16 protein-coding genes are annotated in these 25,455 nt (G+C 67.1%); 11 read left to right on the plus strand and 5 right to left on the minus strand.

Features of this window, described 5'->3' with window-relative positions; translation table 11 throughout:
• The first annotated feature begins 4 nt into the window (after positions 1-4).
• The 8 genes from OXG83_11530 (at position 5) to OXG83_11565 (ending at position 13,438) form a co-directional block, all read left to right on the plus strand.
• Positions 5-1,264 (plus strand): sulfotransferase, encoded by a 1,260-nt coding sequence (locus OXG83_11530; GenBank protein MCY3965660.1) that lies wholly within the window; start codon positions 5-7, stop codon positions 1,262-1,264.
• A 13-nt stretch (positions 1,265-1,277) separates the two neighbouring features.
• Positions 1,278-2,255 (plus strand): SDR family NAD(P)-dependent oxidoreductase, encoded by a 978-nt coding sequence (locus OXG83_11535; GenBank protein MCY3965661.1) that lies wholly within the window; start codon positions 1,278-1,280, stop codon positions 2,253-2,255.
• Positions 2,256-2,260: 5 nt separating this feature from the next.
• Positions 2,261-3,259 (plus strand): SDR family NAD(P)-dependent oxidoreductase, encoded by a 999-nt coding sequence (locus OXG83_11540; protein ID MCY3965662.1) that lies wholly within the window; start codon positions 2,261-2,263, stop codon positions 3,257-3,259.
• Between the two features lie 18 nt (positions 3,260-3,277).
• Positions 3,278-3,727, plus strand: a complete 450-nt coding sequence (locus tag OXG83_11545; protein ID MCY3965663.1) for an SRPBCC domain-containing protein — start codon at positions 3,278-3,280, stop codon at positions 3,725-3,727.
• A gap of 24 nt (positions 3,728-3,751) precedes the next feature.
• Positions 3,752-6,004 carry a carboxypeptidase regulatory-like domain-containing protein gene (locus OXG83_11550; protein MCY3965664.1) on the plus strand — a complete coding sequence of 751 codons (2,253 nt, stop codon included), beginning with the start codon at positions 3,752-3,754 and terminating at the stop codon, positions 6,002-6,004.
• A 515-nt stretch (positions 6,005-6,519) separates the two neighbouring features.
• Positions 6,520-8,703, plus strand: coding sequence for an alkaline phosphatase D family protein (locus OXG83_11555; GenBank protein MCY3965665.1), 2,184 nt, complete (start codon positions 6,520-6,522; stop codon positions 8,701-8,703).
• Between the two features lie 3 nt (positions 8,704-8,706).
• Entirely contained in the window at positions 8,707-11,031 is a 2,325-nt protein-coding gene (locus tag OXG83_11560; GenBank protein ID MCY3965666.1) for a DUF5916 domain-containing protein, read from the plus strand.
• A gap of 40 nt (positions 11,032-11,071) precedes the next feature.
• Positions 11,072-13,438 carry a DUF5916 domain-containing protein gene (locus OXG83_11565; protein ID MCY3965667.1) on the plus strand — a complete coding sequence of 789 codons (2,367 nt, stop codon included), beginning with the start codon at positions 11,072-11,074 and terminating at the stop codon, positions 13,436-13,438.
• A gap of 74 nt (positions 13,439-13,512) precedes the next feature.
• On the opposite strand, the gene OXG83_11570 is transcribed toward OXG83_11565, so the two are convergent.
• Positions 13,513-15,111, minus strand: coding sequence for a VCBS repeat-containing protein (locus OXG83_11570; protein MCY3965668.1), 1,599 nt, complete (start codon positions 15,109-15,111; stop codon positions 13,513-13,515).
• Positions 15,112-15,243: 132 nt separating this feature from the next.
• Here OXG83_11570 and OXG83_11575 point away from each other — a divergent pair, with 132 nt between their 5' ends.
• Positions 15,244-15,858 (plus strand): TetR/AcrR family transcriptional regulator, encoded by a 615-nt coding sequence (locus OXG83_11575; protein ID MCY3965669.1) that lies wholly within the window; start codon positions 15,244-15,246, stop codon positions 15,856-15,858.
• A gap of 25 nt (positions 15,859-15,883) precedes the next feature.
• Here the strand turns inward: OXG83_11575 and OXG83_11580 are convergent, their stop codons facing one another.
• The 3 genes from OXG83_11580 to OXG83_11590 all read right to left on the minus strand — a co-directional run bounded on the left by OXG83_11580 (position 15,884) and on the right by OXG83_11590 (position 20,715).
• Positions 15,884-17,524 carry a VCBS repeat-containing protein gene (locus OXG83_11580; protein ID MCY3965670.1) on the minus strand — a complete coding sequence of 547 codons (1,641 nt, stop codon included), beginning with the start codon at positions 17,522-17,524 and terminating at the stop codon, positions 15,884-15,886.
• Positions 17,521-19,065, minus strand: a complete 1,545-nt coding sequence (locus OXG83_11585; GenBank protein ID MCY3965671.1) for a VCBS repeat-containing protein — start codon at positions 19,063-19,065, stop codon at positions 17,521-17,523. The genes OXG83_11580 and OXG83_11585 overlap by 4 nt, the downstream gene beginning before the upstream one ends.
• Before the next feature lie 138 nt (positions 19,066-19,203).
• Positions 19,204-20,715, minus strand: coding sequence for an AMP-binding protein (locus OXG83_11590; protein MCY3965672.1), 1,512 nt, complete (start codon positions 20,713-20,715; stop codon positions 19,204-19,206).
• Positions 20,716-20,833: 118 nt separating this feature from the next.
• Between OXG83_11590 and OXG83_11595 the strand changes: the two genes are divergently transcribed.
• Positions 20,834-23,620, plus strand: a complete 2,787-nt coding sequence (locus OXG83_11595) for a hypothetical protein (protein ID MCY3965673.1) — start codon at positions 20,834-20,836, stop codon at positions 23,618-23,620.
• 49 nt (positions 23,621-23,669) lie between these two features.
• Positions 23,670-24,479: an enoyl-CoA hydratase/isomerase family protein gene (locus OXG83_11600; GenBank protein MCY3965674.1), complete on the plus strand. Its 810-nt coding sequence runs from the start codon at positions 23,670-23,672 to the stop codon at positions 24,477-24,479.
• A gap of 12 nt (positions 24,480-24,491) precedes the next feature.
• Here OXG83_11600 and OXG83_11605 read toward each other — a convergent pair whose 3' ends face one another.
• Positions 24,492-25,448: an SMP-30/gluconolactonase/LRE family protein gene (locus OXG83_11605; protein ID MCY3965675.1), complete on the minus strand. Its 957-nt coding sequence runs from the start codon at positions 25,446-25,448 to the stop codon at positions 24,492-24,494.
• Positions 25,449-25,455 lie beyond the last annotated feature (7 nt).

A 25,455-nucleotide genomic window follows, 5' to 3' on the forward strand; every position in this document is an offset into this window, starting at 1 on the left:
CCCGATGGCGAAGCGGGTTGCCGAAACGCCGACGGACTACGAGCGGCCGTACCGGCCGCTTCCGGTCGCGCTGCTGAACGCGGTTGGGCGTGCGGCACGCCGCCTCGGCGCAACCGGCAGACTCGACGTCGACAGGATGGTCGCGAAGGCCCGAAGGAGAACCGGCCTGTCCAGCTTCGGCGACGAGTGGTTCATGGAGCCCCTGTCGGTCCTCGTCCGCTCGATCAACGAGGAGGCCGACCTCACGTTCCTGGGCCGGCTGATCCAGCGGCGGCGAATCGAGGGAGCGCTGGCTACACGCCTGCGCGTCGAGGAACTGCTCCGCCGCCGGCCGGAGATCCGCGACATCGACCTCGGCCCGATCATCGTGATCGCCGGCCTGCAGCGCACCGGCACGACCACGCTGCATCGGCTGATCGCCTCCCACCCCGAGATGCGCGCCGTCGAAGCCTGGGAGGGACTGAATCCGCTGCCCCTGCCGCGCGAGGAACCGGGCGATCCTCACGCCCGGATCCGACAGGCCCTCATCGCGGAGAAAGCCATCGCCTATCTCGCCCCCGCCTTCTTCGCCGTTCATCCCGCCGAACACGACGCTCCGGAGGAGGACGTGCTGCTGCTCGACGTGTCCTTCATGAGCCAGTCGGCGGAAGCGACCATGCACGTGCCTGCCTACTCCCGCTGGCTGGAAGACCAGGACCATACGCGCGCGTACGAGGAGTTCCGCACACTGCTCCAGGTCCTGCACTGGCAACGACCTCGTCGTCACTGGGTGCTCAAGACGCCACATCACATGGAGTACATGGACGTCGCTCTCGAGGTCTTCCCGACCGCCACCGTCGTCCGCACGCACCGCGATCCGCTGAAGTCCATCCCCTCGTTCTGCAGCATGGTCGCCCACGGCCGCGGCCTGTTCAGCGACCGGGTCGACCCGAAGGAGATCGGCGCGCACTGGTTCGCCAAGACCTGCCGACTGGTCGAGCTGACCGCACGCGTCCGGGAAGCCGCGGACCCGCGCCGCTTCGTCGACGTCTCCTACGTCGACCTGGTCGACAATCCGATGGCGGTCCTGGGCAAGGTCTACCAACGGGCCGGCATTCCCTTCGGACCGGACGCGCTGAAAGCCGCGGAGCGGACCGCGAGCCGCAACGTGCAGCACCGCTACGGGCGGCATGTCTACGAACCGGAGAGCTTCGGCCTGAACCGGGAAGTGATCGAGCAGGGAATGGCGGCCTATCGAAAACGGCACTCCATTCCCCGTGAGTAAGCTGACAAGCCGCATGAAGAAACTCTTCAAGGTGCTGCGCAAGGCGGTCCGGGATCGGGCTGCAGAGCGGCCGGAGATCGAGCCGCTGCCGGCTTCCGTTCGGATCGACGGCAAGACGTGCCTCGTGACCGGAGCCAACAGCGGCGTCGGCAAGGCCGTCGCCATCGATCTCGCAAAGCGCGGCGGCCACGTCCTGATGGCCTGCCGGAGCGGTCACCCCGAAGCGGGCGAAAAGGTCCGGGCCGCTTCCGGCTCCGACCGAGTCGAGATGCTGCGGGTCGATCTCTCCGACATGCGTTCGGTGCATCGGCTCTGCGACGAGCTACGCGACCGGGAAACGACGATTGACATCGGGGTCCTCAACGCTGGCCTCATGCCGCGTCGCGCCCGACCCACGCCGCAGGGGTTCGAGACGATGTTCGCCGTCCACTTCCTCGCCAACCGGGTGCTGGTCGACCGCTGGCTGAGGGACAAGACGGTTCGCCCGGCGAACCCGATCGGGGAGGCGCCCCGCATCGTCATCGTCTCCTCCGACGCCCACCGCTCCGCCGAGCCGATCGACTTCGACCGCTTCGGCGAGTTCACGGACTACGGCGTCCGGGACGGGATCAGGCACTACGGCGCAAGCAAGCTCGTCCTCTGCACCTACGCGACGGAGCTCTCGCGTCGCCTGAACCGCGAAGGCGAGGGCCACGTCGTCGTGCACTCGCTCTGTCCCGGCCCGGTCAACACGGCCATCGCCCGGGAAGCGCCGTGGTTCCTGAAGCCCCTGGTGGTCCCGATGATGAGGTTCTTCTTCCTGACGCCGGAGAAGGCCGCCAGGCCCGTGAGCTATCTGTGCTGCGCCGACGACGCCGGCAGGCGCAGCGGCATCTACCTCCACATGCTGCGCGAGAAGCGCCCGTCCGAGCACGCCACGGACCCGGCCAACGGCGCCAGCCTGTGGCAGGCCAGCGAGACGTTGCTCGAGACGCAGGCACCGCCGAGCTGACGCCAGTGGCCTACCGTCCCGGATCCGGCCTCTCCAAGGCCTTCCACCACATGTGGGAGCTCTCTTCGCGCAAGCCGGTGGCCGGGCGGGTCGACATGTCGGGCAGAAAGGTGATCGTCACCGGCGGGACGCCCGGGTCGATCGGCTACCAGGTCGCCAGAACGCTCGCCGCCTGGGGCGCCGACGTCGCGGTCACCTGCCCGCGCGACAGCGCAACCGCCAGGGAGACCCTGTTGCGGGAGCTGCGGGACGCCGGGCAGCGACCGAACGGAATCGAGGCCCACCGGCTCGATCTCGCCGACGCCGGCAGCGTCGCCGACTTCGCCGCCTGGTACCGCGAGACGTTCGGCGGCCGCCTGGACGTGCTGATCAACAACGCCGGCATCCTCCGCGACGTGCTCTGGCGATGGCGCGAGCGCAGGGTCGCCGCAGACGGCGTCGAGATCCACTGGCGCACGAACTACCTCGGGACTTTCCACCTGACCCGCCTGCTGCTGCCGATGCTGCTCGAGTCCGGCCGGCGGAGCGGCGATGCGCGGGTGATCAACGTCTCCTCGCACCAGCACGACAAGGGCAGCAACGACCGCTTCTTCGCGCCCCCGGACAGGCTCGACTCCTGGACCGCCTACGGCCAGTCCAAGCTGGCCCTGATCCACCATGCTCTTGAGCTGCAGCGCCGCTACGCCTCGGACGGGAACCTGCGAACAGCCGCCCTGCATCCGGGCTCCGCCTACTCGAACATGACCTTCGGCTGGCAGGACGAGCCCCGGTGGCTCAGGCGGACGAAGCGCCTGTTCACGCCGCTGGCGCCGCTGATCCTCCTGACGCCGGCGCAGGCCGCGCAGACGACGATCCACTGCGCCACGGATCCGCACCTGGAGGGCGGCCACTACCATGAGCGCTGCGCCAAGGCCGAGCCCATCCCCGACGCCCGGGACGAAGCCGCGTCGCGACGCCTCTGGGAAGAAACGGACCGCTGGTTCCGGTCACTCGGCCAGCAGTAGCGGCGCAGGAGGCCCCCGATGTTCAAGCACTCGATCGAATCAGAGCCGGTCGAGATCCACGCACCGACCGAGGTGGCCTGGGACCTCCTCGTCGATCTCGACCGATACCACGAATGGAACCCCTTCGCCCGGACCTACCGGAAGACGAATGTACGCGTCGGCTCCACGATCCACTTCGACGTCAAGCTGGACCGCTACAACCGGAAGCAGACCGAGCGGATCGCGATCGTCGAACCGCCAACCCGCCTGGCGTGGACCACGAACGTCGCCCTCGGACTCGTCAAGGCGCTGCGCGTCCAGCGGCTCGAGAAGCGAAGCGAGACGAGCTGCACCTACTTCAACACCGACACCCTCGAAGGACCGCTGGCGCCGATTGCCCGCCTCCTGTTCGGCGGCGCCATGCATCGCGGCTTCGCAAGCGTCGGCCGGGCGTTGAAGCAAACGGCGGAGGAACGGCACAGCCGCTAGACCCGGAGACGCTAAGGTGTTCCCATGACCACCTCCAGGCTGATCCAGTTCGTTGTCGCCCCCGGCGTTCTTGTGGCCGTTGCCTGTGCGCCGACCGAAACCGTCCCCACGACCCAGTTCCCCGCACCCGAGGGCTACATCGGCGGCGTCGTCCAGGGCGCCCGGGGCCCCGAAGCCGGTGTCTGGGTGATCGCCGAGACGGAAGACCTGCCGACGAAGTTCGCGAAGATCGTCGTCACCGACGACGAAGGCCGGTTCATGCTGCCGGAACTGCCCGACGCGAGCTACGCCGTCTGGGTGCGGGGATACGGGCTCGTCGACTCCGAGCCGCTCGAGATGAGGCCAACGGCCGAGTCCGTCACGCTCCAGGCAACCACCGGGGCGACTCCGGAGGAAGCCGCGAAGGTCTATCCCGGCGACTACTGGCTGTCCCTGATGGCGCCACCGGACGAGGGCCTCTTCCCCGGTACCGGCGACGACGGCAACGGCATGGGAACCCGCATGCTGTCCCAGGCCCACTGGCTCGACTCGCTGAAGTCGGACTGCAACTTCTGCCACCAGCTCGGAAGTCGCCAGACCCGCACCGTCGATCACGTGTTCGAGGCCAAGCCGGAGCTCACCACCCACAAGGAAGCCTGGGAGTGGCGGCTGGGCACCGGAGTGCGCGGCAACCAGATGTACAACGTGCTCCGGATTCAGGGCATGGACGCTTCGCTCGACGTCTACGCCGACTGGACGGAGCGCATCGCCGCGGGAGAGCTGCCGCCGGCGCCGCCGCGGCCGCAAGGGATCGAGCGCAACCTCGTCCTCACCCTCTGGGACGTGGGCAGCGACAAGACGTTCATGCACGATCTCGTGTCGACCGACAAGAACAACCCCGGCATCAACCCCGGCGGCCCCATCTACGCCGCGAGTTCGGGGCACGGCCAGCTCGTGGTCCTGGACCCCGTGCAGAACGTGAGCTACGCCCGGAACATCCCCACCCGCGAACCGCGAAGCGAGGTCCCGTCGCGCTTCCCGCCGCCGATGCGGCCGTCCTTCTTCTGGGGCGACGAGCACATCTGGGGCAATCCCCCCTACAACCCGTCCGACCCGCACAACCCGATGATCGACAGCAAGGGCCGCGTCTGGCTGACCTCCAAGATCCGCGGCGCGCGCCGCCCGCCGGCATGGTGCAGCGACCCGGAGAACAAGTACGCGGCCTGGTGGACGCCGCGGTCCGGCGGACGTCATGCCTCCTTCTTCGACCCGGTGACCCGGAAGTTCACGCTGATCGAGACCTGCTTCTCGACTCACCACCTGCAGTTCGACAACGACGCCAACGAAACCGTGTACTTCAACGGCGGCGGCGCCGGCTTCTCCTGGGTCGACACGAAGGTCTTCGACGAGACCGGCGACGAGCAGCAGGCCGTCGGCTGGTGCCCCCTGGTCGTCGACACGAACGGCGACGGCGAGATCACCAAGCCCTGGAACGTCGCGGTCGCCTCGGCGGGCGGTTACACCTACCGTGTCGATGCCGTCAGGGCCCAGGAAGAACGGGCCGCGGCGGGCGAGGCCGAGACGACGCCGGAGCCCGACCCGCGCTACGACACGCAACTCTCCTACGGCCTCTACTCGGTCATTCCGAGCCCGGTCGACGACTCGCTGTGGGGGGCCTCCCAGACCTATCCCGGCTACATCATCCGCCTGATGCGCGGCGAGGACGCCCCGACCAGTTGCCGGTCGCAGATCTTCCGCGTCCCGGAACCTGGCTTCGACCCGCGCGGCATCGACATCACGAGCGACGGGGTGGTGTGGACGGCGCTTGCGGGCAGCAGCCACCTGGCGAGCCTGGATGTCCGCAAGTGCGAGCCGCGGGACGAGCCGGACAGCCCGGACGGCAGCCAGTGCCCGGAGGGCTGGACCCTGTACCGGACCGAGGGCCCCACGATGAAGGGCTCGGACGTACCGGCGGACTTCCACTACTACAACTGGGTCGACCAGCACGACGTCGGCGGCTTCGGCGAGAACACGCCGATCGCCACCGGATCGAACTCGGACAGCCTGCTGGTCCTCGACCCCGACACCGGCGAGTGGACCACGCTGCGGGTCCCCTACCCTCTCGGCTTCTTCTCTCGCGGCCTGGACGGCCGCATCGACGACCCCGACGCCGGCTGGAAGGGACGCGCCCTCTGGGCCAACTACGGCACGAACTACATCTGGCACACCGAGGGCGGCAAGGGCACCCGCGGCAAGTTCGTCAAGTTCCAGATCCGGCCGGATCCGCTGGCGCGCTAGGGCGGCGGCGCGCCGGCCGAGAGGCCGAGAGACGGCGCGGCGGTTGTGCAGTCACCCGCCCGCGTTGGGTCCGAGGGGGGAGGGTCCCAGCGGACGTTCGCGCTTGGTCGGACGATGAGGGGTTTGCGCTCACTTCACTCCGCTCGCTTCGGTTCGGCCTGGGTCCCCAAATGACCTCGGGAGTCGCTCGCTTCGAGCCCGCTGGGACCCTCCCCCCTCGGACCCTGTGCGGGCTGGACGGCGTCGAGCTGGCTCGGGATTCGGCCCAAGCCGCAACTCGGCGTTTCCAGAGTTGATGGGCCAGTGCGATACTGCGGCGGATGCGATTCCGCCGAAGTCAAAGGGAGGCGTTTTCTCGAACCCCGCATCGCTTCAGTAGGCGCGGGCTACTCGGACTTCTGGCCGCCGTGGTGTCCCTCCCCAAAGGGACCGGACGTGCCGCGGCGGCCCGGCAAGAGGCGGACAGGAGCAGCGCAGGGACCCGGGTCGATCGGTGGCATCGGACCAATGACCGGGTGTGGCTCGGGGAATCGTTCTGGGCGAATCCGATGGAGGACTGGCGGGTCGAGGACGGAGCGGCGGAGGTGCAGACGGGCGGCGGTGACCGGAACATTCACCTGATCACGCATCGACTGGAGGGTGAGCAGGGGAAGTTTCGGATGTCCGTCCGTTGCCGGCGAGTGGAAGCGGGCGAACGGGACGGTGGCGTGGGGTTTCGGATCGGTGTTCGCAACCGGATCGACGATCATCGGAGCAACTGCTTTGCGCGGGGCGTTGGGGTCGATGCCGGACTGGTCGGTGCGCGGCTGGTGCTGGGCGGCGTGAACGCGGATGTCGACGGCGGGGAGTCGATCGTGGCCGATGGCGTCGTGCTGGTTCTCGAGGGTCGTACGGAAGGCGAGGACTGCGAACTCACCCTGGTGGCGCGGAACATCGGCGGCGACGAACTCGGTCGCGTCGAACACCGCCTGGCCGCCGTGGACATCGCCGGGAACGTCGCGATCGTCAGCAACTTCGACCGGGAGATCGCCAAGGGCGAGGGCGCCCGTTACGGGTTCAGCGAGTGGACGGTGGACGGGGATGCCTTCGAGGTCAACGAGGACCGCCGTTTCGGGCCGATCCTGTGGTCGATGTACTCGCTTAGCGACTCTCGCGGCGACGAGGGGTTCGTGGTCAAGCTGACGGCGCTTCTCCCACCACTGGGCGCCGACGACGACCGGCGGGTCGAGCTGCTGACGGAGCACGACGGGGAGTGGCGGTCCCACGGCTTCGCCGAACTCGACCCGGACGCCTGGACGGCGACGTTCCGGCTCCCGAACTGGAACGAACGGGTCGCGGCGCCGTTCCGGGTCGTCTACCGCGAGCGGCACACGGACGACGGCGAGACGGAGCACGAGTGGCGGGGCACGATCCGGGCTAACCCTGCCGGGCGGCCGCTGCGGCTGGCGGGCCTCACCTGCCAGAACGACTACTCGTTCCCCTACGCTCCGGTCGCGGACCACGTTCTGGCCCGCGACCCCGACCTCCTCTTCTTCTCGGGCGACCAGCTCTACGAGAACCACGGCGGCTACGGCCTGATCCGGGAGCCGGCGGAGCCGGCGATCCTCAACTACCTGCGGAAGTACTACGAGTTCGGCTGGGCGTTCCGGGAAACGATGCGGGACCGGCCGACGTTATGTATTCCGGATGACCACGATGTCTTCCAGGGCAACATCTGGGGGGAGGGCGGCAAGGCGATGGACACCGGCCGGGGCACGTCCTCGCTCGGCGGCTACCGGGAGCCGGCGCGGATGGTCAACGTGGTCCACCGCACGAACGCCTCGCATCACCCGGACCCGTTCGACCCGGCGCCGGTCGAACAGGACATCAGCGTCTACTACGGCGACATGGTGTACGGCGGCGTGGGGTTCGCGATCCTGGCCGACAGACAGTTCAAGAGCGGCCCGGAGCATGTGGACACCGGACCCGGCCGGGCCGACCACGTACTGGACGAAAGCGCCGACACCTCCGCGCTCGACCAGCCCGATCTCGCGCTGCTTGGTGGGCGCCAGGAGGAGTTCCTGGAGCAGTGGGCCAGCGACTGGCGCGGCCACACGATGAAGGTGCTGCTCAGCCAGACGGTGTTCGCCGGCGTCGCCACGCATCACGGCGGCCACGACGACTACCTGATCGCGGATCTCGACTGCGGCGGCTGGCCCCAGACGCCGCGCAACCGGCTGGTGCGCATCCTCCGGAAGGCGAAGTGCCTGCACGTCTGCGGCGACCAGCACCTGCCGTCCCTCGTGCAGTACGGCGCCGACAGGCAACGCGACGGCTGCTGGGCATTCTGCACGCCTGCGATCAGCGCCGGCTACCCGCGCTGGTGGCGGCCCGACGAGGTCGGCACCCCGCACCGGAACCGGCCGCGGCACGGCCTCGCGCACACCGGCGAGTTCCGCGATCCGCTGGGCAACCGGGTCTACGTCTACGCGATCGGCAACCCGGAGGTCGGCACCGCGCCGGACCCGTACGAGCGGGCGCACCAGAAGAGCAGCGGCTTCGGCCTGGTCACGGTCGACACGCAGGCGAAGACCTACCGGATCGAGGCGTTCCGCTTTCTGAGCGCGGCCGGCACCGAAGACGGCGAGAACGCCCAGTTCCCCGGCTGGCCGGTGACCGTGCACCAGGACGAGAACGCGGGCGAGAACCGGATCGGCTAAGGCATGCGGCTACTCTCGCGCGGCCTGCCGCGCACGCACCTGGCGATCTGCCTGCTCGCCGGCTTCCTCCTGGCTCAAGCCACCGGGGCACGCCAGAATGCCGGCTCCCCGCCGGGTTCGCCGGCGCCGTCGGAAGGGCCGCTTGATCTCCCCTTCGCCTTCGACGGGCCTCCGCCACCCGTGCCGCCGGCCGTGATGACCCGGGACGACTCCGGCCGGGCCACGGTTCGAGCGGTCCGCCTCGCCACGCCGCTCCGAATTGACGGCAGGCTGGACGAGGTCCTCTACGACACCGTGCCCCCGATTTCCGACTTCCTTCAGGTCGAACCCCGGCCGGGAGAGCCGGCCACCGACAAAACGGACGTCTGGATCACGTTCGACGACACCACGGTCTTCGTGTCGCTCCGCTGCTGGCAGGACCCCGACCGGATCGCGGCCAACGACATGCGGCGAGACGCGTACAGCCAGGACGACTACTTCGACATCGCGCTCGACACGTTCCATGACGGTCGCAACGCGGTCGTCTTCACCGTCTACGCCTCGGGCGGCCGCTTCGACGCCCAGATCACCGACGAGCGCCAGATGAACGTCGACTGGAATCCGGTCTGGGATCTCAGAACGGGCAGGTTCGACGGCGGTTGGACGGCCGAAGCCGCGATCCCGTTCCGATCGCTCAGGTACCGCCCCGGCCGCGCGCAGATCTGGGGCATCAACCTGCAGCGCTACACGCAGTGGAAGAACGAGAGCTCGACCCTGAACCGCCTCCCGCCGGCGCTGGGCCCGATGGGCATCATGCAGATGTCGCTGGCCGGCCCCCTGGTCGGACTGGAGGTGCCGCCGGCCTCGAAGAACCTCGAGATCAAGCCCTATCTGGTCGCCGACATGGTGAGCGACCGTCTGGCCGACCCGGAGATCTCGAACGAAGTGGACGCCGACATCGGCATCGACATCAAGTACGGGCTCAGCCAGAACCTCACCGCCGACTTCACCTACAACACCGACTTCGCCCAGGTCGAAGCCGATCAGCAGCAGGTCGATCTGACGCGCTTCAGCCTCTTCTTTCCCGAGAAGCGCGACTTCTTTCTCGAGAACCAGGGGACCTTCGGCTTCGGCGGCGCCGAAACCGGCATCTTCGCCACATCGTTCGACACGCCCATCCTGTTCTACAGCCGGCGCATCGGCCTGCACGAGGGGCGCGCGGTCCCCATCGAGGGCGGTGCCCGCCTGACCGGCCGCACGGGCCGCTACACCCTCGGCCTGCTGGACATCCAGTCGGAAGACGAGGCGCTGTCCGGCGCCCGCGCGACGAACTTCGGCGTCGTACGACTCAAGCGGGACATCCTGCGGCGGAGCAGCGTCGGCGTCATCTACACGCGCCGCTCGGTCGCACTGAACGGTGACGGGCGCAACGACGCGTACGGCGTCGACGGGACCTTCGCGTTCTTCGAAAACCTCACGTTCAACACCTACTGGGCCCAGACCCGGACGCCCGTACTGGAGGGGGACGACGCCAGCTACCGCCTGCAGATGGACTACAACGGGGACCGTTACGGCGTCCAGTTGGAACGCCTGCGGGTCGGAGGCCACTTCAACCCGGAAATCGGATTCGTGCGCCGCCACGACATGCGCCGGTCCTTCGGCCAGTTCCGGTTCAGCCCACGGCCGGCCGCCAGCAATCTGGTGCGCAAGTACTCGTGGACCGGGTCGATGGCCTACATCGAGAACGGCGCCGGCCTGGTCGAAACGCGGGACGGAGCGGTCGGGTTCGGCATCGAGTTCCACAACAGCGATCGGGTCCAACTCACCTACGCGCGGACCTACGAGTTCCTCCCGTGGCCGTTTCCCATCGCCCAGGACATCACGCTCGCCGTCGGCGGCTACGAGTTCGACTACGTCCAGGGCAGCCTGAACCTTGGCCAGCAGCGACGGGTCTCGGGCAGCTTTCTGTTCGAGTACGGCGACTTCTACAGCGGCCGCAAGACCTCCTTTGGCTGGGGCTTTGGACGAGTGAACGTGACCCCCCAGTTCGCCCTGGAGCCCAGCGTCTCGCTGAATCAGGTCGACCTGCCCCAAGGCGAGTTCGCCGTGGAGCTCGTCGACATGCGCGTCATCTACACGATGACGCCGCGGATGTTCGTGATCGCGCTCCTGCAGTACGACTCGGAGAGCCGCGGGCTGGCGGCGAACGTGCGGCTCCGCTGGGAGTACCGGCCCGGAAGCGAGCTGTTCGTCGTGTACAACGAACAGCGCGACACCCTGGGGCAGGGCTTTCCGGGACTCAACAACAGCGCGCTGATCGTCAAGGTCACGCGGCTGTTCCAGCGCTAGCCGGGAACTTCCGTCCTACTTCACGTAAAACCGGTAGAGCATGCGAGCGAGACCCCTGGACTCAGTACGTTCCGGCCATCGGACGGCGAACCGGCGTTCGCGCCTCCTCGTCGCAGGCTGGCTGCTCCTCGCCTGCCTGCCCTGGGCCCAGGCCGCCGACGCTCGCCGGCAGACGCCCGACTCTTCCCCTCCCGGCTCCCCGGCGCCGCTCCTGGAACCGCTCGACATCCCCACCGCCTTCGACGGTCCGCCGCCTCCCGTGCCGCCGGCCGTGGTGAACCGGGACGACTCGGGAAAGGCCACGGTTCGAGCAGTCCGCCTCACCACGCCACTACGGATTGACGGCCGGCTCGACGAAGTCCTCTACGACACGGTGCCCCCGGTTTCGGGCTTTCTTCAGGTCGAACCCCGGCCGGGCGAGCCGGCCACCGACAGGACGGATGTCTGGATCACGTTCGACGACACCACGGTCTTCGTGTCGCTCCGCTGCTGGCAGGACCCTGACCGGATCGCCGCCAACGACATGCGGCGCGATGCATGGAGCGGGGACGACTACGTCGACATCGTTCTCGACACGTTCTACGACCGCCGCAACGCCGTCGTCTTCACGGTCTACGCTTCGGGCGGCCGCTTCGACGGCCAGATCACCGACGAGCGCCAACTCAACGCCGACTGGAACCCGGTCTGGAATCTCAGGGTGGGCAGGTTCGAAAACGGCTGGACGGCGGAAGCCGCGATCCCGTTCAGATCGCTCCGGTATCGCCCCGGCAACTCGCAGATCTGGGGAATCAATCTACAGCGGTACACGCAGTGGAAGAACGAGAACTCGACCCTCGTCCGCATCCCGGAGGCCTTCAGCGAAATGGGCGTCATGCAGATGTCGCTGGCCGCAACCCTCGTCGGTCTCGAGGCGCCGCCGGCCTCGAGGAACCTCGAGCTCAAGCCCTATCTGGTCGCCGACATGGTGAGCGACCGCCTCACGGTCCCGGAGATCTCCAACGATACGGACGCCGATCTCGGCATCGACATCAAGTACGGACTCAGCCAGAACCTCACGGCCGACTTCACCTTCAACACCGACTTCGCCCAGGTCGAAGCCGACCAGCAGCAGGTCGATCTGACGCGCTTCAGCCTCTTCTTTCCCGAGAAGCGCGACTTCTTCCTCGAGAACCAGGGGACCTTCGCCTTCGGCGGGGCCGGGGGCGGCGGATTCGGGGGCGGGTTCGACACGCCGACCCTCTTCTACAGCCGGCGCATCGGCCTGCACCGGGGACGCGCCGTACCGATCGAAGCCGGCGCCCGTCTGACCGGAAGGACAGGCCGCTACACGCTCGGTCTGCTGAACATCCAATCGGACAACGAACCGGTGTCCGGCGCAGTCGCGACGAACTTCGGCGTGATGCGACTCAAGCGGGACATCCTGCGCCGGAGCAGCGTCGGCGTCATCTACACGCGCCGCTCGGTCGCACTGAACGGTGACGGACGCAACGAGGCCTACGGCGTCGACGGGACGTTCGCCTTCTTCGACCACCTCACGTTCAACACCTACTGGGCCGAAACGAGCACACCCGGGCTCACGGACGACGATGCCAGCTATCGCCTGCAAATGGACTACAACGGCGACCGCTATGGAGTCCGACTGGAGCGCTTGCGGGTGGGCGGCAACTTCAACCCCGGCATCGGATTCGTCCGCCGCCACGACATGCGCCGTTCCTTCGGCCAGTTCCGGTTCAGCCCTCGACCAGCCGATAGCAGGCTGGTGCGCAAGTACTCGTGGTCCGGGTCGATGGCCTACGTCGAGAACGCCGCCGGCCTGACCGAGACGCGTGAGACCGAAGGCGAGTTGGAGATCGAGTTCCACAGCGGGGATGAGTTCGGACTGACCTACGTCCGGACCTACGAGTTTCTCCCGCATCCGTTCCCCATCGCCTCGGACATCACGCTAGGCGTCGGCGGCTACGACTTCGACTACGTGCAGGCCGAGTATCAACTCGGCCAGCAGCGGCGTATCTCGGGCGAGTTTTTCCTCGAGTACGGCGACTTCTACAGCGGCCGCAAGACGTCCTTCGGCTGGGGTTGGGGGCGCGTCAATCTGAGCTCGCACTTCCTGCTCGAACCCGGCATCTCGTTCAACCGCGTCGAGCTGCCAGAGGGTGACTTCAACCTGGAACTCGTCGACCTGCGCGCCATCTACACGATGACGCCGCGCATGTTCGTCAGCGCACTGTTTCAGTACGACTCCGAAAGCCGCGAGTTGGCGGCGAACGTGCGTCTCCGTTGGGAGTACCGGCCCGGTAGTGAACTGTTCGTCGTCTACAACGAACAGCGCGACACGCTGGCTTCGGGCTTCCCCGGGCTCAACAACAGCGCGCTCATCGTGAAGGTCACGCGGCTGTTCCAGCTGTAGAAAAACTGGGTGCGCCGGCGTCCTCGCCGGCTTCCGAAAGAGACGCGCCGCGAAGCGGCGACCACACCGCTGCTCTACCGCGACATCAGCACCGTCAACCGATGCGGCCCCGTCGTCGACGTGTGGTGCATCAGGACGTCCTGCCTGCCGTCCTGGTTCAGATCCGCCAGCCATGTGTACTCCTCGTCTTCGGGCACGGGGATCGCGATCCGCTGGGGCTTCTTCGCGAGCAATCCCGGCCCCGGCACGCCGAGATGCACATGCAGCATCTTCCGGTTCCTCGCAATCAGGACGTCGGAGCGTCCGTCGCCGTTCATGTCTCCCATCCGGACCGCCGGCCAGAACGCCCTCTCGCCGCTCTTCCTGGGGGTTCTGGGCCTGATCTGGCGTACCGCGTTCGGACGGTCGCCGTAGCGGCCGTCCTCCATGCGGAACATCTCGAGATCGAACGATCCGGCTCCGGTCAGAATCGACATGACGAGCACCCGGATGGCCGAGAAGACCGTCGGCTCGAAGGCCGTCACGACTACATCGACCTGGCCGTCGCGATCGAAGTCGTGCCGGTCGATTCCAGAGACGATGCCCTCGGACTCGACCACGGCGCCAGGTTCTGGTGAGAACTCCACGTTTCCACCCGGGCCCGGAGCGCCGGGGTACACCTCGTACGAGGAGTGCATCTTCCACAGGCTCGATCCCTTCAGCGAGAACACGACGAGGTCGGTCACGCCGTCGCCGTTCATGTCGGTCAGTGAGTGCAGCACCCTGCCCCTGCTTTCTCCTTCCGGCATGTGATCCATGCGCCGCCTCCGGATTCCCTCCGGCGCAGCCAGGGAGGCGATCTGGTCGGAGTCGAACGCGATCCCGGTCGTGAACGTCCGGGCCTCCGGTGAGAAGAACCCCTCCTCAGTCTGGAGATGGACCTCGAAGTGGCCGTCGTTCCAGAACACGAGGTCGCTGCGGCCATCCAGGTCGTAGTCCATCTCGTGGATCCGGCCGCCCTCCTCCCAGGGGTGGTAGCGATAGCCGTCGGCGCCGTAGACCCGATCGAGGCCGCTGGTCGGGCCCACCGTTACGGGCTCGGCGAACCGGCCGGCCGGCATCTGGACCAGTACGTGGAAGCCGTGGCCGTGCACCAGCACGAGGTCGTCCCGGCCGTCTCCGTTCACGTCGCGCGTCATGTCCACGTGGAGAACTTCGCCCCTGGCGGACTCCCTGAAATCGGACGTCAACGCGACCAGATCCCGTTCCGTCGCCGACTCCGGATCGAACCAGGTCAGGCGCCCACCGCCGTACGCGATCAACCGGTCCCGGCCATCGATTCCGGCAACGTCGACAAAGGACACGTCGGCACGCAGCGTGGTTTCGACTGCCGTTGACCAGTCGCCATCGGCAAACGAGAGAACGCGCAGACGGCGGTCTCCATCACCGTCCAGGTGCACGGCAGCGAGGTCTGCGACGGCCCCGCCCGTGAGGAACCCGGTCAGAACGGTCAGGCGTTCCGCGACGCCCACGACCAACTCGTGACGGCTGGGAGCGAACGCCGCGGGTGGCTCAGAGCTCGCGTGGACGGCAAGCGGCATCATGCATCCCGACAGACATACCCGAATCGCCAGCAGGCTGATCCGGGTCGGCCGGTGTCGTCTCTCGTCGAGGAGTGTCGCTCGTCTCTTCATCTTGGTCCTCCTGCCTTTGGGGCATGTTGACTTCGTCAACATACAACCTCCTGTTGACATTGTCAACACACCGTCGCCCAGGGGCGAGAGATCGAGCCCGGCGGTCACGAGCCGCTCTTGCCATAATCGCCCATGGCCGAACGGGCTCGCACCTACCACCATGGAGACCTTCGAGCGTCGCTGGTCGAGGAAGCCGCCGCCATGATCTCGGAGGATGGCGCCGCCAGCGTCACGATGAGGGCGATAGGTAGCCGCCTCGGTGTATCGCGGGGAGCGCCCTACCGCCACTTCCCCGACAAGACGGCCCTCCTGGTCGCGGTCGCGGTCGCGGGATTCAAGCGTCTGAACCGGCGCCTGGGGTCCGGCGACACCGGAGCCTCTTCATCCAGCGTCGAGCGACTCCGGCGCATGGGCGAGCAGTACGTGCGCTTCGCCCTGGAGCATCCGGCGCACTATCGCCTGATGTACGGCAAGGAGGCCCTTGAGCGCCAGGATCAACCGGAACTGCGAGAGGCAGCCGGAGCTCTGCTCGAGAACCTGGTCGATGTGATTCGGGTCCACCAGCAGAGCGGCGAGATCGAGGTAGGAGATCCGCGGGCACAGGCCTACGTCGCGTGGAGCGCGGTTCATGGCCTGGCATCGCTGCTCATCGAGAGACAGATCGACCCGAATGTCGACGTGGACGACCTGATCCGACAAACCACCCAGACGATCCTGGACGGGATGCGAGATCGCAGCCCGGTCTAGCTGTGGCTAGAGCCCGCCGGCGGGGTCAGCGGGCGATCAGCATCGTCACCCGATGGGGCTCCGTCGTGGACGCGTGATGCAGCAGGAGGTCCTGCCTGCCGTCCCTGTTGAGATCCACGAGCCAGGTGTACTCCTCGTCGTTGGGGATGGCGACCGCAACCCTCTGAGGCTGCCGGGCGAACAGCTCCGGCCCCGGCACACCGGCGAAGACGAGCAGTTGCCGATGGGTTTCCTCTATCAGCAGGTCCGAGCGGCCGTCGCCGGTCACATCCCCGATCAGCAAGGTCGTGTTGAACGCGCGCAGGTGACGCTTCTGCGTCCTCCGTTCCTGGTGCGTGGACCCTCGAAGCACGATGTCCAGCGGCACCCACCCGAACTCCCTGACACTGGGGTGGCCATCCAGTTGCATTCTGCGGATGGCGTTGGGTTTATTGGAAGGGAGGCCTCCTGTCATCGAGTAGAACTCGAGATCCAACCAGATGTCATCGCCCATGAACCCCTTGAGCCTCTTCCAGAGGCTGCTCTCGAGGTACGCCACCTCGATCGTCGTGAACATCACGTCGAGGTCGCCGTCGCCATCGAAGTCGCGCCGATTCATCCCGAGCTGAATCCTGCCGTCCGACTGGAAGGCGAAGTCGACACCCCGCGCGAACCGGGTTCCGCCGCCGGGTGCCGGCGCGCCAAGATGCACCTCGTAGGTTGAGCGCTTGCGAGAGATGCTCGCGCCTTCCAGCGAGAAAACCACGAGATCCGCGACACTGTCACCGTTCAGGTCGGCTATCGAGTGAAGCACTCTCCCCGTCATGTCTCCGGCGGCGAGCGAGGAGAGTCGGTCAGAGTCGAATGTGACATCGGTCGTGAAGGTCTCGGCAACCGGGGAAAACAGCCCATCTTCATCCTGGTGATGAACCGCGAAGTGGTCCCCGTTCCAGAACGCCAGGTCGCGGCGTCCGTCCAGGTCGTAGTCCATCTCGTGGACACGACTTTCGTCCCAGGGGCCGTACCGGTATCCGTCGGCACCGTAGATCCTGCTCAAGTCCGTGGACCGGCCGATCTTCACCGGATCCGCGAACTCCGCGGCGCTCGTCTGGATGAACACCCAGAAGCCATCGACGCCCGGCACGACCAGGTCGTCGCGGCCGTCGCCGTTCACGTCCCGACTGACGTCGACATGGGGAACCTCGCCTCCGCGAGGCGGGTTGAAGTTGGCTGTGACCGCGACCAGCGCGCGTTCCGTCGCCGACTCGGGATCGAACCAGTTCAGGCGGCCGGGATCGTAGGTGAGCAGCCGGTCACCTCCGCCGATGTTGGCCACGTCAACGAATCGCACGTCGGGACCGAGTGTCGCGTCGGCTCCCGGCACCCAGGCGCCGTCTCCGAACTCGTAGATACGCAGGCAGCGTTCGTCACCGTCGTCGATGTCCACGACCGCAAGCTCCGCGCTCGCGCCCCCGAGAAGGAACCCCGTTAGGACGGTCTGACGTTTCGCGGAGCCGGTGACGACCTCGTAGTGCGCGAAAGCGAACTCCCCGGCCTGCTCGGAAGTGGATTGCGCGGCGGTAGGCCCCATGCCCCCCGACAGGAGGACTCCGAGAAACAGGATGAAAGACAGGCCTCGTCGATCGTGCATCCCGCGGGCGGTTGCCGAAGTGTCGACTTCGTTCATCGGGCGACCAACATCGTGACCCGATGCGGCTTGGTAGTGGACGCATGATGCATGAGGACGTCCGTCTTGCCGTCCCTGTTGAGGTCCACCAGCCAGGTGAACTCCTCGTTCGGCATGGCGATCGCGACTTCCTCAGGCCTTCCGGCGAACAGCTCGGGCCCCGCCACGCCAAGAAAGATGTGCAGACCCTTCCGGCCCTTCTGCACGAGCAGATCAAGGCGGCTGTCGCCGTTCACGTCCCCGACCAGGACCGACGGATGGAAGATGCCTTTCTCCCCTGAAACGCCGGGGGCGCGGCCCCTGATCTTGCGGACGGCGCTCGGTTTGCCGGAGTAGACGCCACTATCCATCCGGTAGAAGTCGAGACGCATCGGCACGGAACGGGTCAGCACCCCGGAGCCGATCATGCGGACCGTCCTGAAGACGCCGAACTTCATCGTTCTATACATCACGTCGACCTGACCGTCGTTGTCAAAATCGTACCGGCCGATCTCGTACGGGAGGCCGTCCGAGAGAATCGCGGCGCCGGCATCGGGCGCGAACACCGTGCCGCCCTCGGGAGTCGGCGCACCCGGGTGGACCTCGTAACTGAAGCGCACGCTCCACATGCTCCTGATGTCCAGCGAGAAGACGACGAGGTCGGCGACGCCGTCGCCGTTCAGGTCGGTCAGTGAATGCAGCACCCTCCCCGTCGGGGCTCCTGTCAGGCTGTCGTCAATACGCCGGTGGCGAACCTCCTGAGGAGCGGCAAGCGAGGCTGGGTCGTCCGAGTCGAACGCGACCTCGGTCGTGAAGGTCGTACTGACCTCGGCGGCGAACAGACCCCGCTGGTCCTGGAGATGCACAGCGAAGTGGTCCTGGTTCCAGAACACGAGGTCGCGGCGTCCGTCCAGGTCGTAGTCCATCTCGTGGACGCGGCCGCCCTCGTCCCAAGGCAGGTACCTGTAGCCGTCGCCCCGGTAGACCCGGTCCGGCTCGGTCGTCGGGCCGATGGTCACCGGATTGGCAAACGTCCCGCCGCTTCTCTGGACGAGCACGTGAGAGCCGTGGTTCTGCGGCACGACCAGGTCGTCGCGGCCGTCGCCATTCAGGTCACGCGAGATGTCCGCATGGACAACCTCGCGCCTTCGTGGCGGTTTGAAGTCGGATTCCACCGCCGCAAGTTCCCGCTCCGTCACCGACTCGGGATCGAACCACGTCAGCCGGCCACCGCCGTAGATGACCAGCCGGTCCCTGCCTCCGATGTTGGCCACGTCAACGAAGGAGGTCTCGGAACGTAGCCTCGTCTCGACTTCCGGCACCCAATCACCGCCCGTGAAGGTGAGGATGCGCAAGCGCCGGTCATTGTTCTCATCGACATGCAGGACCGCGAGGTCCGCCATCGAACCTCCCACAAGGAACCCTGTCAGGATGGTCTGGCGCTCGCCGGCACCGGTGACCACGTCGTACCGCTCGAAGGCGAACTGCTCCGCCGGCTGGGCACCGGGAAGCGTAGCGGCAGGCCCGACGCATCCATACAGGCACACTCTGAGCGTAAGCATGGCGAATCGCCCTCGTCGATAGCGCCTCGCGCCTCTGCCCGTCGGTCGCTTTCTCACGGCTCCTTCTCCTTCCAGGCCGAAGTTGACTTCGTCAACATACACACCCGTGTTGACGTTGTCAACAACCTCAGTCCAATCCTAGGCTGTCCCGTCGCCTGCCAGCAGCCGGTCCCGCACGGCGCGCTTCTGCAACTTGCCGGTGGCGTTCTTCGGGATCTCGTCGAGCACGAAGATCCGCGCCGGGACCTTGAAGCGGGTCACCCGGGTGGCCACGTGCCGCAGGAGATCCTCCTCGCGCACCTCGACGTCGCCGCTGGGCGCGACGGCCGCCCAGAGGTTCTCCCCGAAGCGCGCGTCCGGCACGCCGAAGACCACCGCCTCGGCGACGGCCTCGTGCGCGTAAAGCGCTTCCTCGATCTCGCGCGGCGAGATGTTCTCGCCGCCCTTGATGATCAGGTCCTTCTTCCGGTCCGTGATGTACAGGTAGCCGTCCTCGTCGAGATAGCCGATGTCTCCCGAGTAGAGCCACCCATCCATCAGGGCCTCCTCGGTGGCTTTCTGGTTGCGCCAGTAGCCGGCCATCAGTGTCGGCCCGCCGATCAGGATCTCGCCTTGTGTGCCAGCCGCCACATCGGCGCCGTTCTCGTCGACCACCCGAATCGACGTGTCGGGCTGGGCACGCCCGACCGAGCCGGGCCTGAAGACATCCTCGTCGTAGTAGGCGGCCCCTGCGCCCCCCGACTCCGTCATGCCGTAGCCGTCGCGGATGCGGCAGGCGAAGACCTCCTCGAATTCACGCCGGACCGCGTCCGGCAGCGGCGCGCCGCCGGTCCACACGCTCTCGAGACTCGACGTGTCGTAGCGGTCGCGGTCCGGGAACTCCAGCATGTAGGTCAGCATCGTCGGGACCATGGAGAACCGCATCACGCGAAGCTCCTGAATGGCCTCGAAGACGAGGCGGGTATCCCAGTGCACGAGGAGCTTCGCCTGCATGCCCTTGATGAACCCCAGGTTCATCATCAGGACCCCGAACGAGTGAGACAGCGGCAACGCGTGCAGGGTCGGCATGAAGGGCGGTAGGTCGACCATCTTCGGGTGCGGCACGGCGGCGACGCTGTCGTGGGTCAGCATGACGCCCTTCGGCCTTCCCGTCGTGCCGGAGGTGTAGAGGAGCAACGCCAGATCGTGCCCCGACCGGTGCGTCATCTCGGCAAGCGGCTCGGCGCCGGCCGTCTCCGCCGCCAGCGCGACGGCCCCTTCCACCGACTGGCCGCCCAAGGTCAAGAGCAACGGCAGCTCGGGACAGGCCTGGCGGATCAGCGGAACGAGTTCAACGGTTGAAATCACCGCGCTCGCCCCGGAGTCCCTCAGCATGTGCTGGATCTCCGGTACCGCGAGTTGGGGCCTGACGGGAAGGATCACCGCGCCGATCTTCCACACCGCCTGGAACGCCTCGAAGACCTCCGGGCAGTTGGGCATGACGACGGCGACCCGGTCGCCGATTCCAATGCCGCGCTGCCGCAGGACACTGGCCAGCCTGCGCGCCTTCGCATCCAGCTCGACGTTCGAGATGGTCGTACCGCGCCAATGGAGGATCGGATACTCGCCGAACCGTTCGATGTTCTCGATGGCCAGATTCCCTGCGTTCAAGTCGAGGGTCCTCCGCGGGTGATCGATGACTGCCAGGCGCATTCTCTCCCACGCCCGATGCGGGCAGGCTGTCCGCGTGCAAGGCTGCTCCTGTAGTGTGCCCACGGGAGGGCAGTCGATGAAGCAACGCCTTCGCTGGTCCGGGTTCATGGCGGCGATCGTGGTAGGGGCGGTCCTGGTCTGGAGTCCAGCGCAGGTGCAGGAGACGACGCGTCCGCTGCTCTCGAGCGGGAACGCGCCCGCGCCCGAAGAGCGCGTGTTTCCGCCCCTCCGCCCCGAGGACGACCTGGACACCGAGCTCTTCGAGACGCCGGGACGGAACCCCGGGTCGGCCGCGCACCCCATGGCCCCGGGCAGGGTGCGCAGCGACGCTCCAGCATGGCACGAACTCAACCATGTCGAGCCGCCTCTGCCCGCCTGGGCCGGGCCTCTGCTCCATCCCCGGCAAGCCGACCCCGAACCTCCGGTAGACCCAAGGTTCCATGACCCGATCCGCCTGTCCGACGATTTCCGCAACGACGACTACCCGTTCATCCTCTCGGACCCGGACAACCGCGACGATGTCTGGATGGTCTGGACCAGTTACTCGGGCCGACGAGACCGGCTTCAACTGGCTCGCCGCGATCCGGCCAGCGGAACGTGGGGACCCTGGAACCCGGTTCCCGGCGCCAATGGCGACGTCTGGCGTCCGAGCCTCGGATTCGACGACGACAAGCGGCTTTGGGTCGTGTGGGCGCAACCGGAGCGGCTCTTCGAGGACCAACCGAACTTTGACCTCTACGCGCGCTGGTTCGACGGCGAGCACTGGGGCCGGCTGCAGCGGTTGACTTCGGCACCCGGGAGCGACTTCAACCACCGCCTCGCGCGTGCCCGGGACGGATCGCTGCACCTTGTGTGGCAGGGGATCCGGGATGGACAGGCCGACATCCTCCACATGAGCTACGACGGCAACTCCTGGTCCGGGGAGAGACGGATATCTGAGAGCCCGCGCAACGACTGGACTCCGACGCTGGCCCTTGACTCCGAGGGAGCCGCCTGGATCGCCTGGGACAGCTACCACAACGGCGACTACGACGTTTTCCTCCGCCGCCTGTACCGGAACCGCCTCGGACGCGTCCTGACGGTCGCGGCGTCACCCTTCTTCGAGGCCAGACCCAGCGTCGCGGTCGATGGCGAAGATCGGGTCTGGATCGCCTACGAACTCGGTGAGGCCGGCTGGGGCAAGGACCAGGGACTCCTGGTCGACCGGGAGCGTCAACCCGGCTCCATGCTCAACCGCGAGCGAACGGTTGCGGTCCGCATTGTCGAAGGAAAAGAAGTCACCGCCGCCGCACCCGAACTCCGCACCCTCTTTCCGCCGCGCCAGCGACTGCACTACACGAAGACGCCGAACCCCTCCCTCAGCAACCCGGAGCTGGCTTTGGACGACCGGGGGCGCCTCAGCCTGCTGGTGCGGGCCATGGAGAGTTCAGGCGCCTATGCCCAGTACTGGCGGCTGTACGTCACGACGATGGAAGAAGGGGGCTGGAGCGCCCCCGCCGCCGTACCCTGGAGCATCGGCCGCCTCTCGATGTCGGCCTCGGCGACCCCGTCAACGGAAGGCGGCCTGTGGCTCGGCTGGGCGCGCGACAACTACCCCACTTTCTCGGCCATGCTCACGCTCCCCGAGGAGACCGTGGTCGAGAACGTCTACGCGGCAAGATGGGAGCCGACGACCGCGCCCGGCTTGAAGACGGAAACACCCCAGCCGCCCCCCTTTCCGCAACGTCACGCCGGCCATGAGCGCGAGGACGAGGATGTTGCCCGCATCCGCGCCTGGCGGACCCAGGTCGGTGGCGAGGACCTGCAGATCCTGCGCGGCGACACCCACCGCCACACCGAACTGTCGCCGGATCTGCGCGGCGTGCCGGACGGTTCCGTCATGGACTTCTACCGGTACATGACCGATGTCGCGGCGATGGACTTCGGGCTCATCAGCGACCACCAGTACGGCGGTGAATTGGAGTACTGGTGGTGGCTGGAGGAGAAACTGGCCGACCTGTTCCACACTCCGCAAAGCTACATCGCGCTCTTCGGCTACGAACGCTCGATCAACTTCCCCATGGGCCATCGCAACGTGCTCCACGCCGAGCGTGGCCACATGCCAGTGCCGTTCTTCCAGAAGACCGGCTACGTGGAGTACCCCAACATCCGCTACCACAACGGCGCCGGCATCGTTCAGGACGACGACACGAAGATGCTCTACGAAGAGGTGCGCAACTCGGGCGGCATCACCATCCCGCACACCAGTGCCACCACGATGGGCACCGACTGGCGCGACAACGATCCCGAGATCGAGCCCCTCGTCGAGATCTTCCAGGGCGACCGGTACAGCTACGAGGCCCCGGGAGCGCCGCTGACCGACAGCGGAGCCGCGCTCCAATCGGAACTTACGCGCCAGCACGACCAGGGCTTCCTCTCCAACGCCTGGGAGAAGGGCTACCGGCTCGGCGTCATCGCCAGTTCGGACCACCTTTCGACCCACATCTCCTACGCCATGGTCTTCGCGAAGGACCGGTCGCGCCATGCCGTCCTCGACGCGATGCGCCAGCGCCGAACCTACGGCGCCACGGACAACATCGTGCTCGAGTTCTGGATGGGCGAGCACTTCATGGGAGACGAAGTGACTGTCGCCGGAGAGGTGCCGGAGATGCGGATCGTCGCGGAGGGGACGAAGTCCTTCTCGACAGTCGAGATCCTGCGCAACGGCACGTCGATCTACCACAACGATCCGGGCGGCGCCGAGATCGATCTCCGCTACATCGACCTCTCACCCCAGCCGGGACCGAGCTACTACTATGCTCGCCTCGTTCAGGAAGACGGTCAGATGGCTTGGAGTTCGCCGATCTGGCTAGAGATCGAATAGCGAGCCGTCAGCCAAACACAGTCCGCAGGGTGGCAGGAAGGGAGCGGCCATGGATCTCAAGGACATGACCTGGGAGCGCGACGGCGGAGTGGTCACTCTAACCATGAATCGACCGGAGAAGCTGAACGCCCAGTCCATGGACATGATGGACTCCCTCATCGCGGCCTTCGAGGAGATCGAGCGCGACGACGAGATCAAGTGCGCGATCTGGACCGGGGCCGGCAGGGGCTGGTCGGTCGGGCGCGACTTCTCGGACCCGAAGCTGGCCGGCGCCGCGCCCTACGGCCCCGAGTTTCCCCGCGGCACCCGTCTGCTGCCCCTGTCTCTGGGCGGGCGCCTGCAGTACGCGCTCTGGCGCTGCCGCAAGCCGATCATCGCCGCGGTCAACGGGCACATGCTGGGCGGGGCGTTCTCGGCCGGGCTCATGGCGGACTTCCGGATCGCCTCCGAACGCGCGAAGTTCGGCGCCCTCTTCGTCAAGCGGGGCCGGGTTCCCGACAACGGCGGTGTGTACATGCTGGTCAAGATCATGGGCCTGGCGCAGGCCCTCGAGTTCATGTACTCCGGCGAGATCATCGACGCGCACCGGGCGGTGGAACTCGGTCTCGCGAACCGTGTCGTTCCCCACGACGAGCTGATGCCGACCTGCATGGAGATCGCCCGTAGCATCGCGAGCGGACCCTCGCTCGCGATCGAGTTCATGAAGAAGATGGCCTACCGCACCTTCGAGGGCGACAGCATGGAGAGCCTGACCGCCTACGAGGCCTTCGCCCAGAGCGTTTGCGAGGCGAGCGAGGACGGCGAGGAGGGCGTGCGGTCCTTCGTGGAGCGGCGGGAACCGGTGTTCACGGGGCGCTAGGAGGCTGCGCTCTCACTGCTGGTAGTTCAGGCGCAGGCCCGGCCGCGGCCAGTCGGCCGCGACCAGGGCGCCGATCCCCGACAAGGTGATGTAGGCGGTCCTGAGGTCCGCACCGCCGAAGCAGATGTTCGTGGTCAGGGGATCCGGAGCGGACACCCGTTCCACGATCTCGCCCTCGGGCGAGACGACCGTGATGCAGCCGGTGATCAGGGTGCCGAGGCAGATGTTGCCGTCCGCCTCGACCGCCAGGGAGTCCCAGACATGCACGCCGGGGGGGTCGACCACGAGCTGGCCGCTGATCGGCAGGACCGTCGTGTCCTGGACGACCGTTCCGGGGGACGGGATCGGCCAGCTCCAGAGACGCGTCGGATAGGTCTCGGCGACGTAGAGCAGGCCGCCGCCAGGTGAGAGTCCGATGCCATTCGGTCCGTCGAGCGGAAAGATGACTTCCTCGATCAGGGAGCCGTCGGCCCTGGCGTAGAAGACGCCGGTGCGGTCACGGTCCCGCTCCCGGGTCTGACCATGGTCGGTGAACCAGAAGCCCCCAAAGTCGTCGAAGACGATGTCGTTCGGCGCCCGCAACGGTCTGCCGTCACACTCGACATAAAGGTCCTCGACCCGGCCAGTATGGATGTCGACGCGCTGGATGCGGCCGCCGATGTAGTCCGGCGCCTGGAGCCCCGGCACGTGCAACTCGCCGCCCGGAAAGCCCGCGATGGGCAGCGGCCCGACGTCGAGGCGCTGATAGTCGAAGCCGCCGTTGTTGCACACGTACACCGTGCCGTCGGGCCCGAAGGCCGCGCCGTTCGGCCCGCCGCCGCAGCGCGCCAGCACCTGGTGGCGGCCGTCCGGCTTGACGCGCTTGAGGTTCCCACCCGCGATCTCGACGACGATGACACTGCCGTCGTCCATCGCGATCGGCCCTTCGGGGAAGTCCAGGCCAGTGGTGATCTCGCGCAGCTTCGGCATGGTTCGG

The sequence above is a fragment of the Acidobacteriota bacterium genome (assembly GCA_026707545.1).
GTDB lineage: Bacteria > Acidobacteriota > Thermoanaerobaculia > Multivoradales > Multivoraceae > Multivorans.